15 protein-coding genes are annotated in these 14,847 nt (G+C 72.6%); 10 read left to right on the forward strand and 5 right to left on the reverse strand.

Annotation, left to right across the window (positions count from 1 at the left end; all coding sequences use genetic code 11):
- Positions 1-16 precede the first annotated feature (16 nt).
- On the reverse strand, positions 17-1,147 hold the full coding sequence (locus tag RH861_RS00230) for a class I SAM-dependent methyltransferase (protein ID WP_310519223.1): 1,131 nt from the start codon (positions 1,145-1,147) through the stop codon (positions 17-19).
- A gap of 98 nt (positions 1,148-1,245) precedes the next feature.
- Between RH861_RS00230 and RH861_RS00235 the strand changes: the two genes are divergently transcribed.
- Positions 1,246-1,722: a DUF4383 domain-containing protein gene (locus RH861_RS00235; RefSeq protein ID WP_310519224.1), complete on the forward strand. Its 477-nt coding sequence runs from the start codon at positions 1,246-1,248 to the stop codon at positions 1,720-1,722.
- Here RH861_RS00235 and RH861_RS00240 read toward each other — a convergent pair.
- Positions 1,719-3,149 carry a M20/M25/M40 family metallo-hydrolase gene (locus RH861_RS00240; protein WP_310519225.1) on the reverse strand — a complete coding sequence of 477 codons (1,431 nt, stop codon included), beginning with the start codon at positions 3,147-3,149 and terminating at the stop codon, positions 1,719-1,721. The two genes, RH861_RS00235 and RH861_RS00240, sit on opposite strands and share 4 nt — an antisense overlap.
- A 250-nt stretch (positions 3,150-3,399) precedes the next feature.
- Here RH861_RS00240 and RH861_RS00245 point away from each other — a divergent pair, with 250 nt between their 5' ends.
- The 9 genes from RH861_RS00245 (at position 3,400) to RH861_RS00285 (ending at position 12,481) form a co-directional block, all read left to right on the forward strand.
- Entirely contained in the window at positions 3,400-5,169 is a 1,770-nt protein-coding gene (locus RH861_RS00245) for a bifunctional metallophosphatase/5'-nucleotidase (RefSeq protein WP_310519226.1), read from the forward strand.
- 107 nt (positions 5,170-5,276) lie between these two features.
- The gene (locus RH861_RS00250) at positions 5,277-6,635 is read left to right on the forward strand and encodes an MFS transporter (protein ID WP_310519227.1); all 1,359 of its coding nucleotides are present in this window, start codon (positions 5,277-5,279) and stop codon (positions 6,633-6,635) included.
- A gap of 35 nt (positions 6,636-6,670) precedes the next feature.
- Positions 6,671-7,441 carry a hypothetical protein gene (locus RH861_RS00255; RefSeq protein ID WP_310519228.1) on the forward strand — a complete coding sequence of 257 codons (771 nt, stop codon included), beginning with the start codon at positions 6,671-6,673 and terminating at the stop codon, positions 7,439-7,441.
- Positions 7,442-7,447: 6 nt separating this feature from the next.
- A complete protein-coding gene (locus RH861_RS00260) occupies positions 7,448-8,938 on the forward strand; it encodes a cryptochrome/photolyase family protein (RefSeq protein ID WP_310519229.1) in 1,491 nt (496 codons plus the stop codon).
- 208 nt (positions 8,939-9,146) lie between these two features.
- Positions 9,147-9,968 carry an alpha/beta fold hydrolase gene (locus RH861_RS00265; protein WP_310519230.1) on the forward strand — a complete coding sequence of 274 codons (822 nt, stop codon included), beginning with the start codon at positions 9,147-9,149 and terminating at the stop codon, positions 9,966-9,968.
- Positions 9,965-11,416: a sensor domain-containing diguanylate cyclase gene (locus RH861_RS00270; protein WP_310519231.1), complete on the forward strand. Its 1,452-nt coding sequence runs from the start codon at positions 9,965-9,967 to the stop codon at positions 11,414-11,416. Before RH861_RS00265 ends, RH861_RS00270 begins: the two co-directional genes overlap by 4 nt.
- A gap of 97 nt (positions 11,417-11,513) precedes the next feature.
- Positions 11,514-11,825, forward strand: coding sequence for a DUF7882 family protein (locus tag RH861_RS00275; protein WP_310519232.1), 312 nt, complete (start codon positions 11,514-11,516; stop codon positions 11,823-11,825).
- Positions 11,826-11,853: 28 nt separating this feature from the next.
- Positions 11,854-12,168 carry a DUF7882 family protein gene (locus RH861_RS00280; protein ID WP_310519233.1) on the forward strand — a complete coding sequence of 105 codons (315 nt, stop codon included), beginning with the start codon at positions 11,854-11,856 and terminating at the stop codon, positions 12,166-12,168.
- 40 nt (positions 12,169-12,208) lie between these two features.
- Complete coding sequence (locus tag RH861_RS00285) at positions 12,209-12,481, forward strand: hypothetical protein (protein ID WP_310519234.1); 273 nt, start codon at positions 12,209-12,211, stop codon at positions 12,479-12,481.
- Here the strand turns inward: RH861_RS00285 and RH861_RS00290 are convergent.
- From RH861_RS00290 to RH861_RS00300, 3 genes are all read right to left on the reverse strand, one after another.
- On the reverse strand, positions 12,466-13,248 hold the full coding sequence (locus RH861_RS00290; RefSeq protein ID WP_310519235.1) for an EAL domain-containing protein: 783 nt from the start codon (positions 13,246-13,248) through the stop codon (positions 12,466-12,468). The two genes, RH861_RS00285 and RH861_RS00290, sit on opposite strands and share 16 nt — an antisense overlap.
- Before the next feature lie 111 nt (positions 13,249-13,359).
- On the reverse strand, positions 13,360-13,782 hold the full coding sequence (locus RH861_RS00295) for a heat shock protein transcriptional repressor HspR (protein WP_248598987.1): 423 nt from the start codon (positions 13,780-13,782) through the stop codon (positions 13,360-13,362).
- A complete protein-coding gene (locus RH861_RS00300) occupies positions 13,782-14,777 on the reverse strand; it encodes a DnaJ C-terminal domain-containing protein (RefSeq protein ID WP_310519236.1) in 996 nt (331 codons plus the stop codon). The genes RH861_RS00295 and RH861_RS00300 overlap by 1 nt, the downstream gene beginning before the upstream one ends.
- Between the last annotated feature and the right edge of the window lie 70 nt (positions 14,778-14,847).

The following is a 14,847-nucleotide window of genomic DNA, read 5'->3' on the forward strand; positions in this document are numbered from 1 at the left end:
CGGCCGGTCGTCGACCTCAGCGCACGGAGGCGGTGACCGTGAACTTCGCGTTGCGCGCGACCTGGCGCGTCGGGCCGACGGTCCGCTCCAGCAGCGGCCGGTACCGGAGGTGCGAGTTCCACACGCACCACAGCTCGCCGCCGGGTTCGAGCACGCGCGCGGCCTCGGCGAAGAGGTGCGCGGCGATGCCGGTGTGCACGGCGGCATCCGAATGGAACGGCGGGTTCAGCACCACCAGGCGCTCGCTCGCGTCGGGCAGGTGCTCGAGGCCGTCGGCGCGGGTCACGCGAACGCGGTCGTCCACGCCGTTCTCCGCGGCCGTGAGGGCAGCGGATGCCGCGGCCGCGGCGCTCCGGTCCGACGCGTGCACCACCAGTCCGGGTCGCTCGCGCGCGAGCCACGTCGCGACGACGCCCGACCCGCAGGCGAGGTCGACCGCGCTGGCGGCATCCGGAACCGCGTCGCCGAGGACCCCGAGCAGGAACCGGGTGCCGATGTCGACCGAGGTGCCGGCGAACACGCCGCCGTGCGCCACGACCGTGAGAGCGAGCCGGTCGTCGCGCCGCTCCGCAGGCCGGAGGGGTTCGGCGGGACGCGCGCCGATGCCGGAGGCGACGAGGACGCGCGACTTCTGCCGGGCGTGCGAGACGTCGACGCGCTCGAAGCGGCGACCGAGCACCTCGTTCATCGCGAGCGACATGTGCTTGATGCGGCCGCCGGCGAACACCCGCACGTCGGGCGCCGCGTCGGAGGCGATCGTCGCCGCGACCTCGTCGAGCCGGTCGAGCGACCTCGGCAGCCGCATGAGCACGACCCGCGCGCCCGCGACCAGCGCGGGCGAGAGCGGCAGGCTGCGCGGCCGGTCCGACTCGGGCACGCCGAGCCGCCGGGCGTTGGCGGCGAGCGCCCGCTCCCCCGTGATCGGGTCCTGGTGGACGCGGACCTCGCGCGCGCCGGCGTCGACCGCGGCCAGGGCGAGGGCGCCGTACGCGTCGTCGATCACCACCACGGCACCCGGGACGCCGGCCGCCGCGGCGAGCGCGTCGGCGGCCAGGTCGAGGACCAGCCGGTCCGCGGCATCCGCTGCCACGAGGTTCGGCCCCTCGAGGTCGGGGGCGCGCCGGAGGGCGTCGAGGTCGATGGCCACACCGAATCGTAGCCCCGACGAAGGCGGCCCCTGCGGCGTCAACCCCCTATCGGCCGACTCCGGGCGGCCGGAAGGATCGCGGCAACGAAGGAGGCATCATGACCGTCAATGACCGCACCGGGGTCCGCTACGCGGAGACGCCGGTCCAGAAGGCCGCACTGATCGTGGGAATCGTGTTCCTCGTCGTCGGGATCCTCGGGTTCATCCCCGGAATCACGACGAACGTGGACCAGATGCAGTTCGCCGGGCACGAGTCGGAGGCCCTGCTGATGGGGATCTTCCAGGTCTCGATCCTGCACAACATCGTCCACCTGCTGTTCGGCGTGGTGGGTCTGCTGCTCGCCCGCACGTACAGCGGCTCGAAGAACTTCCTCATCTGGGGCGGCGCCGTGTACGCGCTGCTCTGGCTCTACGGCCTGCTGGTCGCCGAGGACAGCGCGGCGAACTTCGTGCCGATGAACGACGCCGACGACTGGCTGCACTTCGTGCTCGCCGTCGGCATGATCGCGCTGGGCGTGCTGCTCACGCGCAACCGCACGGGTGCGCGCCGGCCCGGCGTCGCCGACCGCCGCTAGCCCGCCGAAGGGCCGCTCGCGCCCGGCGTCCCCTCGAGGGCGCCGGGCGCTCTGCGCCAGAACTCGGCCAGGGTGAGCGCGCCGCGCTCGAGCACGTCCAGCCGCACGCGCTCGTCGGGCGCATGCCACCGGTCGCTCGGCAGGCCGGTACCGAAGAACACGAGCGGCGCCCCGCTCGTGCGCGCGAGCAGCGCCGCCGGGCCCCCGCCGCCGTTGCCCATGCGACCCACCTCGTCCGGGCCGACCTCGAAGCCCACCGCCATGGCCCCGGCGAGCGCGTCGAGCGCCGGGTGCTCCGGCGTCCGGTACGGCGCCTCCGCGGTGAGGTGGTCGAATTCCAGGTCGTAGCGGATTCCGCGCAGCCGGTCGGCCATCCACGCCTCGAGGTGCGCCGCGACGGCCTGCGGGTCCTGATCGCCCACGAGCCGGATGCTGAGGTCGGCCGTCGCGGTCGCGGGGATGACCGACCGCGGGAGGCCCTCCGTGTCGCCACCGGTGATGCTGATCACCTCGATGGCCGGACGCGCCCACAGGCGCTCGGGCAGGGAGTGGTCGCCGTCGCCGACCACACGGTCCGTCTCGGTCCGCTCCGCCCAGTCCTCCGGTTCGAGCGCGAGCCCGTCGAACTCGTCGCGGTCGCGGTCGTCGGGCGAGGCGACGTCGCCGATGCCCGGGACGACGATTCGGCCCTCGTCGTCGTGGAGGTCGGCGATGACGGCCGCGAGGTCGTGGATCGGATTGGGTGCGGCGCCCGAGACGGTGCCGCTGTGCACGTCGACCAGCGGCCCGTGCACCGTGAGCGTCGCCCCGATCATCCCGCGCACGCTCGTGCACAGCGCCGGCCGGTCGGCGTCGGCCAGCAAGGTGTCGGAGTACAGCACGAGGTCGGCCGCGACGTCGTCGCGATGCGCCTCGAGGAGGTCGGCGAGGTGGGGCGAGCCGAGCTCCTCCTCGCCGTCGATCAGGAACCGCACGTTCACCGCCGGGCCCCCGTCGACCGCGACGTGCGCCGCAAGGGCGAGGAGGTGCGCCGCGACCTGGCCCTTGGCGTCGGACGCACCGCGGCCGAACATCAGGCCGTCGCGGACCACGGGCTCGAACGGCGCCGTCTCCTGCCAGTCCTCGGCGTGCACCGTGCGGACGTCGTGGTGGCTGTAGACGAGCACCGTCGGGGCGCCCGGATGCGGCATCCACTCGCCGTACACCGCGACGGTGTCGCCCTGCGGCCAGACCTCGACGCGCGGGAAGCCGACCGCGCGCATCCGGGCCGCGAGGTGCGCCGCGGACCAGCGCATCGCATCCGCCCGGTCCGGATCGCCGGCCACCGAGGGGATGCGCACCCACTCCGCGAGTTCTTCCGCGAACGCAACTCGCCGCCCCTCCACGAACCGCCGGCTCCGCGCCGCCGCATCCATCCGGTCGCCCATGCGTCACGGTAGCTACGCCCGACCTCGCCGCGGTACGGGATTGACCCGCTCGGGCACGGCGGGGTACTGGGGCGGCGTACCCGAGCGGGGCCGAGGGCGTCAAGATCTTCCGCGACGTCGGTGGTCGGGGCGATGATCGCCCGACGCGCATCGGTCGACGGCGGTTCACGCGCAGGGAACCCCCGTGGCCTAGCGTGTGCCCGGGCGGGCCGCCGCCCTGATCGAACCACCTCGAGAGGAATCCCGACACGTGAAGACCCGACTCCTGGGGGCTGCGGCGACCGCCGCCCTGCTCCTCGGCGGTGGCGCCGCCCTTCCCGCCGCCGCTGCACCGAACACCGCCAACGAACTCGACCTCACCCTGCTCGCGACCACCGACCTGCACGGTCGCGTCCTGAACTGGGACTACTTCAGCGACCGCGCCTACAGCGACCGCGCCGGCGACTCCGTCGGCCTCGCCAAGGTCGCCTCGGTCGTCGACGAGGTCCGCGCCGAGGTCGGCGACGAGCGCCTGCTCGTGGTCGACAACGGCGACGCCATCCAGGGCACTCCGCTCAGCTACTACTACGCGGTGCAGGAGCCCGTGCAGGAGACCGGCGCCGACCACCCGATGGCGGCCGCGTACGCCGCCATCGGCTACGACGCCCAGGTGGTCGGCAACCACGAGTTCAACTACGGGCTCGACCTGCTCGCCGCCTACGAGGACGACCTCGGGTTCCCGCTGCTGGGCGCGAACGTGCTCGACGCCGAGACCGGCGAGCCCGCGTTCGACCCGTACACGCTCGTCACCAAGAAGGTGAAGGGGCACAAGCCCGTCACGGTCGGCATCCTCGGCCTCACCACGCCCGGCTCGGCGATCTGGGACAAGGCGAACGTCGAGGGCGAGCTCGAGTTCCGCGACATGGTCGACGCCGCCGAGGAGTGGGTGCCGAAGGTCCGCGCGGCAGGTGCCGACGTGGTGGTCGTGCTCTCGCACGCCGGCACCGGCGGCTCGTCGTACGACGAGTCGATCGCGCCGCCCGAGAACGCGACGGCCGACATCGCCCGCGAGGTGCCCGGCATCGACGTCATGGTCGTCGGCCACTCCCACCTCGACAAGCCGAGCGAGGTCGTCGTGAACGAGGTCACCGGCGACGAGGTGCTGCTCACCCAGCCGTACCGCTGGGGCTCCACCGTCTCGCGCGTCGACCTCTCGCTCGAGAAGGTCAAGGGCGACTGGGATGTCGCCGACGCCGAGGCGTCCGCGATCCGCACCGCCGCCTACCCCGAGTCCCCCGCGATCGTCGACCTCGTCGCCGACCAGCACGCCACGACCGCCGCGTACGTGAACCAGGTCGTCGCGCGCTCGACCGAGGAGCTGTCGGCCGTCACCTCGCGGTACGAGGACACGGCGATCATCGACTTCATCCAGCAGGTGCAGACGGATGCCGTGGCGGGCTCGCTCGCGGGCACGGCCCACGCCGACCTGCCCGTGCTGTCGATCGCCGCGCCGTTCAGTCGTACGGCCGTCTTCCCGCAGGGCGACGTCACCGTGCGCGACATCGCCGGCCTCTACATCTACGACAACACGCTGCAGGCCGTCACGATGACCGGTGCGCAGGTGAAGGACTACCTCGAGTACTCGGCGAAGTACTACGCGCAGGTGCCCGTCGGCGGCACCTTCGACCCCGAGGCGCACACCGCCGCGGGCGGCACCCCCGACTACAACCTCGACATCATCGCGGGCGTCGAGTACGAGATCGACCTGTCGCAGCCGGTCGGGTCGCGCATCGAGGGGCTGGTCCTGGCCGACGGCACGCCGCTCGCCGACGACCAGGAGGTCGTGGTCGCCGTGAACAACTACCGCCGCTCCGGCGGCGGCGGGTTCCCGCACATCGCCTCGGCCCCGGTCGTCTACGACGAGCAGAAGGAGATCCGCCAGCTGCTCATCGACTGGGCCCAGGAGCGCGGCGTCATCGACCCGGCCGACTTCGCCGACGAGTCGTGGTGGCTCACCATCGGCGGCACGGTGGTCGGGTAGCACCCGAAGGGCGCGTGCCGAGACCGGCCGTCGGGCCCATCCGGAGGGCGCGGACCGAGACTGCTCGGTCCGCGCCCTTCGCGCGTGGGCGCGAGTACGCTCGCCCTATGCCCGCCACCGACCTCGCCGGCCTCGCCCGCGCGATCGGCGCCGACGAGGCCGTACGGCGCCGTGTGCAGCGTCGCACGCTCGCCGTCGTCGTCGCGAGCCAGGTGCTGGGCGGCGCCGGTCTCGCAGCCGGCATCACGGTCGGCGCGCTGCTCGCGCGCGACCTGCTCGGCTCCGACAGCCTCACCGGCGCCCCCGCGGCGCTGTTCACGCTCGGCTCCGCGCTCGCGGCGTTCCTCGTCGGCCGCGTCACGCAGCGGTGGGGCCGCCGGACCGGCCTCGGCCTCGGGTTCGCCGCGGGCGGCGCCGGCGCGATCGGCGTGGTCGCCGCCGCGGTGTCGGGCAACGTGCCGCTGCTGTTCGCCTCGCTGTTCGTCTACGGGGCCGGCACGGCCACGAACCTGCAGGCCCGGTACGCGGGCACCGATCTCGCCCTGCCGACGCAGCGCGGCACCGCCGTGAGCGTCGCGATGGTCTCGACCACGCTCGGCGCGGTCGCGGGCCCGAACCTGGTCGAGCCGCTCGGCGCGCTCGCCCTCTCCCTCGGCATCCCCCCGCTCGCCGGGCCCTTCCTGCTCGCCGCAGCCGCCTACCTCGGTGCGGGCAGCGTCCTGTTCCTGCTGCTGCGGCCCGACCCGTTCCTCGTGGCGCAGCACCTCGATCACGCGCCCGGGCTCCCGCCCGCCGTCGCTCCCGAGGTCCCGTCCCCCGCCGAGCCCGCCCAGCACGCCGAGCCCGCCCAGCCCGCCGCGTCGCAGCAGGAGCCCTCCGCCCTCGCCCGTGGCGACCGGTTCCCACCGGGCGTCGTGCTCGGCGCGACGATCATGATCCTCACGCAGGCCACCATGGTCGCGATCATGACCATGACGCCCGTCCACATGCGCGGACACGACCACGCCCTCTCGGCCGTCGGTCTCGTGATCGGCATCCACATCGGCGCCATGTACCTGCCGTCGCTCGTGACCGGCGTCCTCGTCGACCGCATCGGCCGCATCCCCATGGCCGTCGCCGCGGCGGTCACGATGCTGCTCGCCGGCGGTGTCGCCGCCCTCGCGCCGAGCGACTCCCTCGGGCTCCTGATCGTCGCGCTGACGCTGCTCGGCCTCGGCTGGAACTTCGGCCTCATCTCGGGCACCGCGCTCGTCGTCGACGCCACCTCGCCCTCCCACCGCGCGAAGACGCAGGGGTCGATCGACGTGCTGATCGCGCTCTCCGGCGCCGGCGCGAGCGCCCTCTCCGGCCTGGTGCTCGCGGCCACCGACTACGCCACGCTGTCGGTCGTGGGCGGGCTCCTGTCGCTGCTGCTCGTGCCCGTCGTCATCTGGGCCCGACGGGCCGCGCTGCGACGTCGGCGCTGACGGCGCCCAGCCGGGTTTGCTACCCTCAGCCCGCAATGCGACATTCGGCGCAGCACCTGGGGGAGCGCCGCGCGGCGGTTCGAACGCCCGCGCGGCGCCCGTCACGTGCGCCCGAGGGTCGGCGTCGCGCCACCCGTCCCGAGCGCGGGGTGCGTCGCCTCGCCAGGCGACGCAGCGTCGCGGCGCTCGTCGCCGCGGTCGCCGTGGGCGGCCTGCTCGCCACGGTCGCGCTCGCCCCGCTCCCGCGCCCGTCGGTGGCGCTCGCCGACGCGGCCGCCGGTTCCGTCTCCCCGTTCCGGGGCGAGGTGCAGGATGTCGCCATTCCCGGCGACCTCAGCGTGGCCGGGGTGTCACGCGAGCGCTACATCACGGCGACCGGACCGGAGACGCTCGTGGCATCCGGCACCAACTACGACTGGGCGAAGCTCGTGCTCGTGTTCGGCGACTGGCCGGTGACCGACGAGAACGTGCGGTTCATGGTCGAGTGGATGCGCGAGGAGAACGGCCCCGACAACTGGTGGAACCGCAACAACCCGTTGAACAACGGGTACGGGTCGGGAGGCGGCAGCGGCCTGGGCAGCTACACGACCCTCGTCGACGCCGCACGGTACGCGGCATCCAACCTGCAGAAACGCACGTTCTACGCCGACATCGTCGCCGCCCTCGAGGCCGGCACGTCAGCGGACGCCGCGGCGCGGGCGGTCTGGGCATCGCCCTGGGCCGAGAGCCACTACGGATACGGCACGTGGTGGTCGACCTCGCCGGTGCCCGTCGTGCCGGCCCCGCCGTCGGCCTGGGGTCGCTGAGCCCCCGTGCCCGTGCGCTGGATCTTCGCGGAGCAGCTCGGGTCGCAGTTCGACGACGGCGGGCGGATGCTGCTCGTCGAGGCCCGCGCGGCGTTCGGCCGCCGGCCGATGCACCGGCAGAAGGCGCATCTCTACCTCTCCGCGATCCGGCACCGGGCGGCGCAGCTCGGCGACCGCGTCGAGTTCCGGCAGGTCGAGCGATTCGGCGACGCCGTCGACGGGCGTGACGACCTCGAGGCCGTCGCCCCGGTGTCGTGGGCGGCGAGGGCGGCGCTCCGGCGCCGTGGCATCCGGATGCTGCCGAGCCGGGGCTTCGTCACCTCGGAGGCGGACTTCGCCGACTGGATGGCGGGTCGTGGGGGCCGCCGCCCGCGCATGGAGGACTTCTACCGGTGGACGCGCGAGCGCACCGGCATCCTGATGCGCGGACCCGAGCCCGAGGGCGGCCGCTTCAACCTCGACCGTGAGAACCGGCAGCCGCCGCCGAAGAGCGCGGTCACGCTGGGCCTGCCGGAGCCGTGGTGGCCCGAGGAGGACGAGATCGACCGCGAGGTGCGCCGCGACCTCGATCGCTGGCAGGCCGACGGACGCGTGCAGCTCATCGGCGACGACGGACCCCGCCGGTTCGCCGTCACCGAGGCGGAGGCCGAGCTGGCGATCGCCGACTTCATCGCGACGCGCCTCGGCGACTTCGGCCCGTACGAGGACGCGGTGCTCACCCACGACTGGGTCATGGCGCATTCACTGCTGAGCGTGCCGCTCAACCTCGGCCTGATCGACCCGCTCGCGCTCGCCGAGCGCGTCGCCGCCGAGCACGCGGCCGGCCGGGCACCGTTGCAGAGCGTCGAGGGCTTCGTGCGGCAGGTGATCGGATGGCGCGACTGGATGTGGCACCTCTACTGGCACCTCGGGCCCGGCTACCGGCGCTCCCACAACCGCCTCCAGGCGACCCGACCGGTGCCGCGCCCCTTCGCGACCCTCGACACCTCCGGCGTGGACGCCGCCTGCATCCGGCACACGCTCGACGACGTGCGCGCGCACGGCTGGGCGCACCACATCCAGCGGCTCATGGTGCTCGGCAACTGGGCGCTGCAGCGCGCCGTCGACCCGGCCGAACTCACCGACTGGTTCGCCGGAGCGTTCGTCGACGGCACGCCCTGGGTCATGCCCGCGAACGTGGTCGGGATGTCGCAGCACGCCGACGGCGGCCTCGTCGCGACGAAGCCCTACGCGGCCGGTGGCGCGTACGTCTCGAAGATGACCGACTACTGCGGCGGATGCCGATTCGACCCCAAGGTGCGCCTCGGCCCCGACGCGTGCCCGGTGACCGCGGGCTACTGGGCGTTCCTCGACCGGGCCGAACCGCACCTGCGCGGCAACCACCGGATGGCGCAGCCCCTCGCCGGACTCCGACGCCTGTCGGACCGAGACGCGGTCGTCGCGCAGGAGCGGGCTCGAGACCTCGACAGCGAGGGCTTCGGGCCGGTTCCAAGCTGAGGCGGGCGGCCCCCGGGGCGAGCGCGGCGCCGGAGTCGTCATGCCGTGGCGCTCGCGATATACCGGCTCAGGCAGATGCGCGTCAAGCCCCCTTGACCGGACCGTTCAGACTATGTCGGTCGACTCGTCCCGGGATAGAGTCCCGGCAGGATGCCGCGAGGCACCGTCGCGTCCGCGGAACCCGAACCCCGCGACAATCAGGAGCACCATGAGCACGATCGCCAGCGCCGCCCGGTTGCATGTGCTCCGACGGAACAACGTGACCGTCACGGGCGACCCGGCAGGACGGCCGATCGTGTTCGCGCACGGCTTCGGTTGCAGCCAAGAGGTTTGGCACGCCGTCGCACCGCGGTTCGAGGTCGACCATCGGGTCGTGCTCTTCGACGCCGTGGGGTCCGGCGGGTCCGACCTCGCCGCGTACGATCCGGCGCGCCACGACTCCCTCCACGGCTACGCCGACGACCTCCTGGAGATCCTCGACGCACTCGACCTGCACGATGCGGTGTTCGTCGGGCACTCCGTCGCCGCGATGGTGGGGGTCCTGGCCTCGAACGTCGACCCGTCGAGGTTCGGCGCGCTCGTGCTCGTGGGACCGTCCCCCCGGTATCTCGACGACGACGGCTACACCGGGGGCTTCAGCCGCGCGGACATCGATGGACTGCTCGACGCCCTCGACGCGAACCACCTCGGATGGTCCGAGACGATGGCTCCCCTCATCATGGGCAATCCGGCTCGGCCCGAGCTGGGCTCCGAGCTCACCGAGAGCTTCTGCAGCGTCGACCCGCGGATCGCGAGCCAGTTCGCTCGGGTCACCTTCCTCTCCGACAACCGTCGCGACCTCGAGCACGTGCGCACGCCGACCCTCGTGCTGCAGTGCTCCGAGGACCTCATCGCCCCGCCGGCCGTGGGCCGGTACGTGCACGAGCAGATCTCCGGGAGCCGGTTCGTCCAGCTCGCGGCCACCGGCCACTGCCCGAACCTCTCGGCACCCGAGGAGCTCGTCGCGGAGATCACGGCGTTCGTGCGATGACGATCTCCTCCAGCCCGCCGCCCATCAGGAGCGGCGAAGACGAACTGCACGAGTCGTACGCCGAACTGTTCCACGATGCGCCGTGCGGGTACCTGACGACCACGGCCGACGGTGTCATCACGCGCGTGAACCGAACCCTCGCGACGTGGACCGGGCTGGCCGAGGACGAGCTGATCGGAACCGCCTTCGTCGACCTCCTCACCACGGCGGGGCAGCTCTTCTACGAATCCCGTTTCGCCACCGTCCTCCGGCTCTCCGGTGAGGTCCGGGAGGTCGCGCTCTCGATGCGCTGCGCCGACCTCCGCGACCTGCCCGTGCTCATCAACGCGGTGATCGTTCCCGCGCACGGCGAGCGATCCGAAGAGATCCGCATCGCCGTCTTCGACGCCACCGAGCGCCAGGACTACGAGCGCCAGCTGCTCGTGGCCCGCCGCCAGGCCGAGGCCTCCGAAGCACGCGTGCGCGTGCTCCAGGACGCGTCGAGCGCCTTCGGCCTGGCGATGAGCGTCCAGGAGCTCGGTGAGGCCCTCATCACCGCCGCGCGCACCGGGTTGCTCGCCGCGAGCGCGGCGGTCCTCCTCCCCGGCGAGCGCGACGGTCGGGATCTCATCGTCGACGGCGTCCAGATGGACCCCCTCATCTCCGCGGGCCTCATGGACCTGGCCATGCAGGCGATCGAGGGAGACGAGGTCGTCACGGTCGCGAGCCTCGACCAGGCGGCGACCATCCGGCCCGATCTCGACGTCGCGCTGCAGGAGCAGCGGCTCGCCGCCCTGAGCATCGCGCCGCTCCGGGGCGACTCCGGCGCCCACGGCGTCATCGTCTGCTTCTTCGGGCGGGACCAGGTCTTCGACGACGACACGCGCGACATCCACGCTGCGCTCGCCCGTCAGGCCTCCCAGGTACTGCGGCGCGTGCGACTGCAGGAGGAGCTGGCCCATCGTGCGCTCCACGACCAGCTCACCGGTCTGGCCAACCGCAAGCTGCTCGAGATTCGACTGGAGGAGGCCCTTGCCGGCGCACGGCGCGACGCGCGTCCGCTCTCGATCGTGTTCATCGACCTGGACGGCTTCAAGGCGGTCAACGATGCCCTCGGCCACCGCGTGGGCGACGAGGTGCTCGTCGAGGTCACCGAGCGGCTCCGCGGCGCCGCCCGCGCATCGGACCCCGTGGCGAGGTACGGCGGGGATGAGTTCGTGGTCGTCTGCGAGAACGCGGATGCCGAGGCCGCCGGGATCATCGCGGAGCGGTTCCGGCACGAGGTGGGCCGTCCGTTGACGAGCGTGCCCCCGAGCTACGGCGTCGCAGCGAGTGTCGGCGTGGCGACCTGGGCTCCCGACGACACGGCCGACGTGCCGGAACCCGAACGGCTGATCCGGTTGGCCGACGAGGCGATGTACGCCTCGAAGCGCGGCGGCCGCGATCGGGTCACATCGGTGACGGTGTAGTCGGGCGCACCGCTCAGGCGCACCGCGCGGCCGGCCCGCCGGCTTCGGTGACGACCTGCGTACCGCCCTGGAATGTACCGCTCGCGAAGGAGGCGACATGGGAAAACTGGAATACAACTCGAAGCTCTCGGCGACGTTCGACGACCGGACGCTCGCCCACCTGCAGGTGGCGATCTGGTCGAAGCTGCGCCGCGGTGAGCACTTCGCATTCACCTGGGTCGACGAGGAGGCGACACCGCCGAGGACCTCCGTCTGGTGCAGCCCCACCATTCCGATGACGTTCCAGTTCGACCGGGCGGAGCCCGCCGAACTGAACCCTCGGTGGGTGGAGGTGCTCACCAAGGCGGCCAACTCGGCAGGTGGACTGCGACTGATCCCCGAGCCCGTCGAGGCGACCCCCGCTCGATGAGCGTGACCCGAACAGGAGGAGGAACGGAATGGGCACCCTGATCTACGGTCAGCGGATCTCGGAGTTCGAGATCGAGGACCGCACCCTCGCGCACCTGCAATTCGTCATCGCGGCGAAGCTGCAACGAGGCGAGCAGTTCATGTTCACCTGGAGCCACGGGATGGAGCGCGGCAGCGGCCGCAGCGTGATCTGGATCAGCCCCGCAGCTCAGGTGCACTTCCGCTTCAGCGGCAATCGCGCGCCCAAGCTCAACCGAGCCTGGCTCGAGATGCTGATGGACAGTGCGAACAGCCGGGCCGGACTCCAATGGGTGCCCGAGCCGGCCGACGCCGCCGCACCCTGACACCGCACCCCGACGACGGAACGAGAGAACGGAGCATCCCTTGAAGATCCACCGGCTGACGGTCGACGGCAAGGACTACTTCCTGCCCGACCCCATCGACGAGCTTCGCGCGCAGATCCTCGCCGCCATCCAGGCCGGCGGCGGATACGTCACCATCCCCCCGCTCCGAGGCGGCCCGGGAATCGACATCCTCTTCTCGCCGGGGATGCCGGTGAGCTGGACCCAGCTCGACATCGGCGAGTCCGGCGAGGCATCCGGCACGACGTCCGGACAGGACCCCGACGAGTTCGCGGACCCCTACAGCTCGCTCTGAGCCGGACCGCCCGCTTCCGCCCGGAGGCGGGCGGTCATCCGTTCGGGCGTCGACGGTCGGCCGAACAGGAACCCCTGGGCCCGGTCGAATCCCAGCTCGCGCACTGCTTCCCACTGCAGCTCGGTCTCGACGCCCTCGGCGACCGTGCGCAGCCCTCGATCGCGGGCGAAGCGCACCAGGCGCGCGACCTCCGTGCGCTCCTCCGTGACGTGCTGGATCAGCGAGCGGTCCACCTTGAGCTCGGTGATCGGCAGCGCGCCCGCGCGGAACTCGGCCTCCTCGACGGATCGCACGTCGTCGAGCGAGACTCCGACCCCGTGGGCGCGCACCCGGCGGAGGTTGCCTTCCGCGGCGGCGGGCGACGGTCGGGATTCGGTCAGCTCCAGCATGAGCACCTCCGGGCGCACGCCATCCGTCCGGAGCCGGTCGAGCACCCGCTCGGCGAAGTCGGCCCGCTCGAGCTGTACGGCGGCGACGTTGACGGCGACCTCGATCCGCCGTCCCGCGGCGGCCAGGTCGGCAGCGAAGCGGCAGGCGCACCGCAGCATGGCATCGCCGATGGCATCCATCGACCGGGTCTCCTCGGCGATCGGGATGAAGTGCTGCGGACCGAGCACACCTCGCTGGGGATGGCGCCACCGGCTGAGCGCCTCGACCGCCACGGTGCGCCCGTCCCGGGCGTCGACCTGCGACTGGAACTCGGCGACGATCTCACCGCGCACCGCGGCACGCCGCAGGTCGCGCACCACGCGCTGGTTCCCGTGCACGACACCCTCCCCCGGGCTCTCCGAGAGCCCCGGCCATTGTGCGTGCAACATCCGATTTCGGACAAAGGCGAGACACGAGGCGCTCCGAGCCCTATAATCCGCTCGCCGACCTCAGCTCCGGTCGAGCGGCCGCCACACGACGACGGCGTTCTCACGCCGCACGCGCGTGCCCGCCTTGAGCGAGACGACCTCGCCGTGCGCCCCGGCGGCGAAGACCCGGCGTCCGGGCCGATTGAGCATCTCGTCGGCGAGCGCGCGCTCCAGCTCGCGGACGCGCTGGCGGAGGTCGGTGACCTCGTTCTCGAGGCCCAGGATGCGACGGATGCCCTCGAGGCTCACGCCCTCGCTCGAGAGCTGCTGGATCTCGCGGAGCTGCGCGACATCCCGCATCGAGTAGCGACGCGACTTGCCCGCCGTGCGCTTCGGGGACACGAGCCCCATGCGGTCGTACTGGCGGAGCGTCTGCGGATGCATGCCGGCGAGCTCGGCCGCGACCGAGATCACGAACAGCGGGCTCTCGCCGTCGACCTGCATCAGTGGCCCCGTGCCTTGGCGAGGAGGTCCTCGCGGGGATTCTCGTCGGGCAGGAGCGCGGCGAACTCGCGCAGCTTCTCCTCGGCCTCCTTCGACAGGTGCGACGGCACGGCGACCTGCACGACGGCGAGGAGGTCGCCCGTGCCCTTCTTCGTCTCGACGCCGCGACCCTTCACGCGCAGCACGCGGCCGCTCGGAGTGCCCGGCGCGACGCGCAGCTTGACCGGGTCGCCGCCGAGCGTCGGCACCTGGATGGTGGCGCCGAGCGCGGCCTCGACGAAGGTGACGGGCACGTTGACGCGGAGGTTGAGCCCGTCGCGCTCGAACACGGGGTGCTTGCGCACCTTGACGGTGAGCACGATGTCGCCGGCCTCGCCGCCGTCGGGCGACGGGTGGCCCTTGCCGCGCAGCCGGATCTTCTGGCCGTCGGCGACGCCCGCGGGCACGTTGACGGTGATCTCGCGCCCCTCGGCGGTCTGCAGCGTGATGCGGTCGCCCTTGGTGGCGGTGACGAAGTCGAGCGTCGTCGACGCGGTCACGTCGCGGCCGCGGGTGGGGCCGCCGAAGCCGCCGTAGCCGCCGGTGGGCTGGCCGAACCGGCCGCCGCCGAAGAGGCCGCTCAGCAGGTCGTCGTACTGGCCGGCGCCCTGCTGGGTGGTGTAACGCGTGCCGCGGCCGCCCGGGCCGCCGAACATGCCGCCGAAGACGTCCTCGAAGCCGCCGGCGCCGCCGGCGCCGGGCGCGGTGAACCGGGCGCCCTGCCCCATCGCGCGGACCGCGTCGTACTCCTTGCGTTCCTCGGGATCGGAGAGCACGGAGTGCGCCTCGCTGATCTCCTTGAACTTCGACTCGGCTGCGGCATCCCCCGGGTTCTGGTCGGGGTGGTACTTGCGCGCGAGCTTGCGGTAGGCCTTCTTGATGTCGGCGTCGCTGGCGTCCTTGGAGACGCCGAGGATCGCGTAGAAGTCCTTGTCGAACCAATCCTGGCTGGCCATCGGCGCCTCCTTCCTCGAAATCTAGTGCGGATCGGTGATCGAGTAGCGCCGCCTGCGGCGCGTATCGAGA

This window comes from Agromyces indicus (assembly GCF_031432295.1).
Lineage (GTDB): Bacteria > Actinomycetota > Actinomycetes > Actinomycetales > Microbacteriaceae > Agromyces > Agromyces indicus.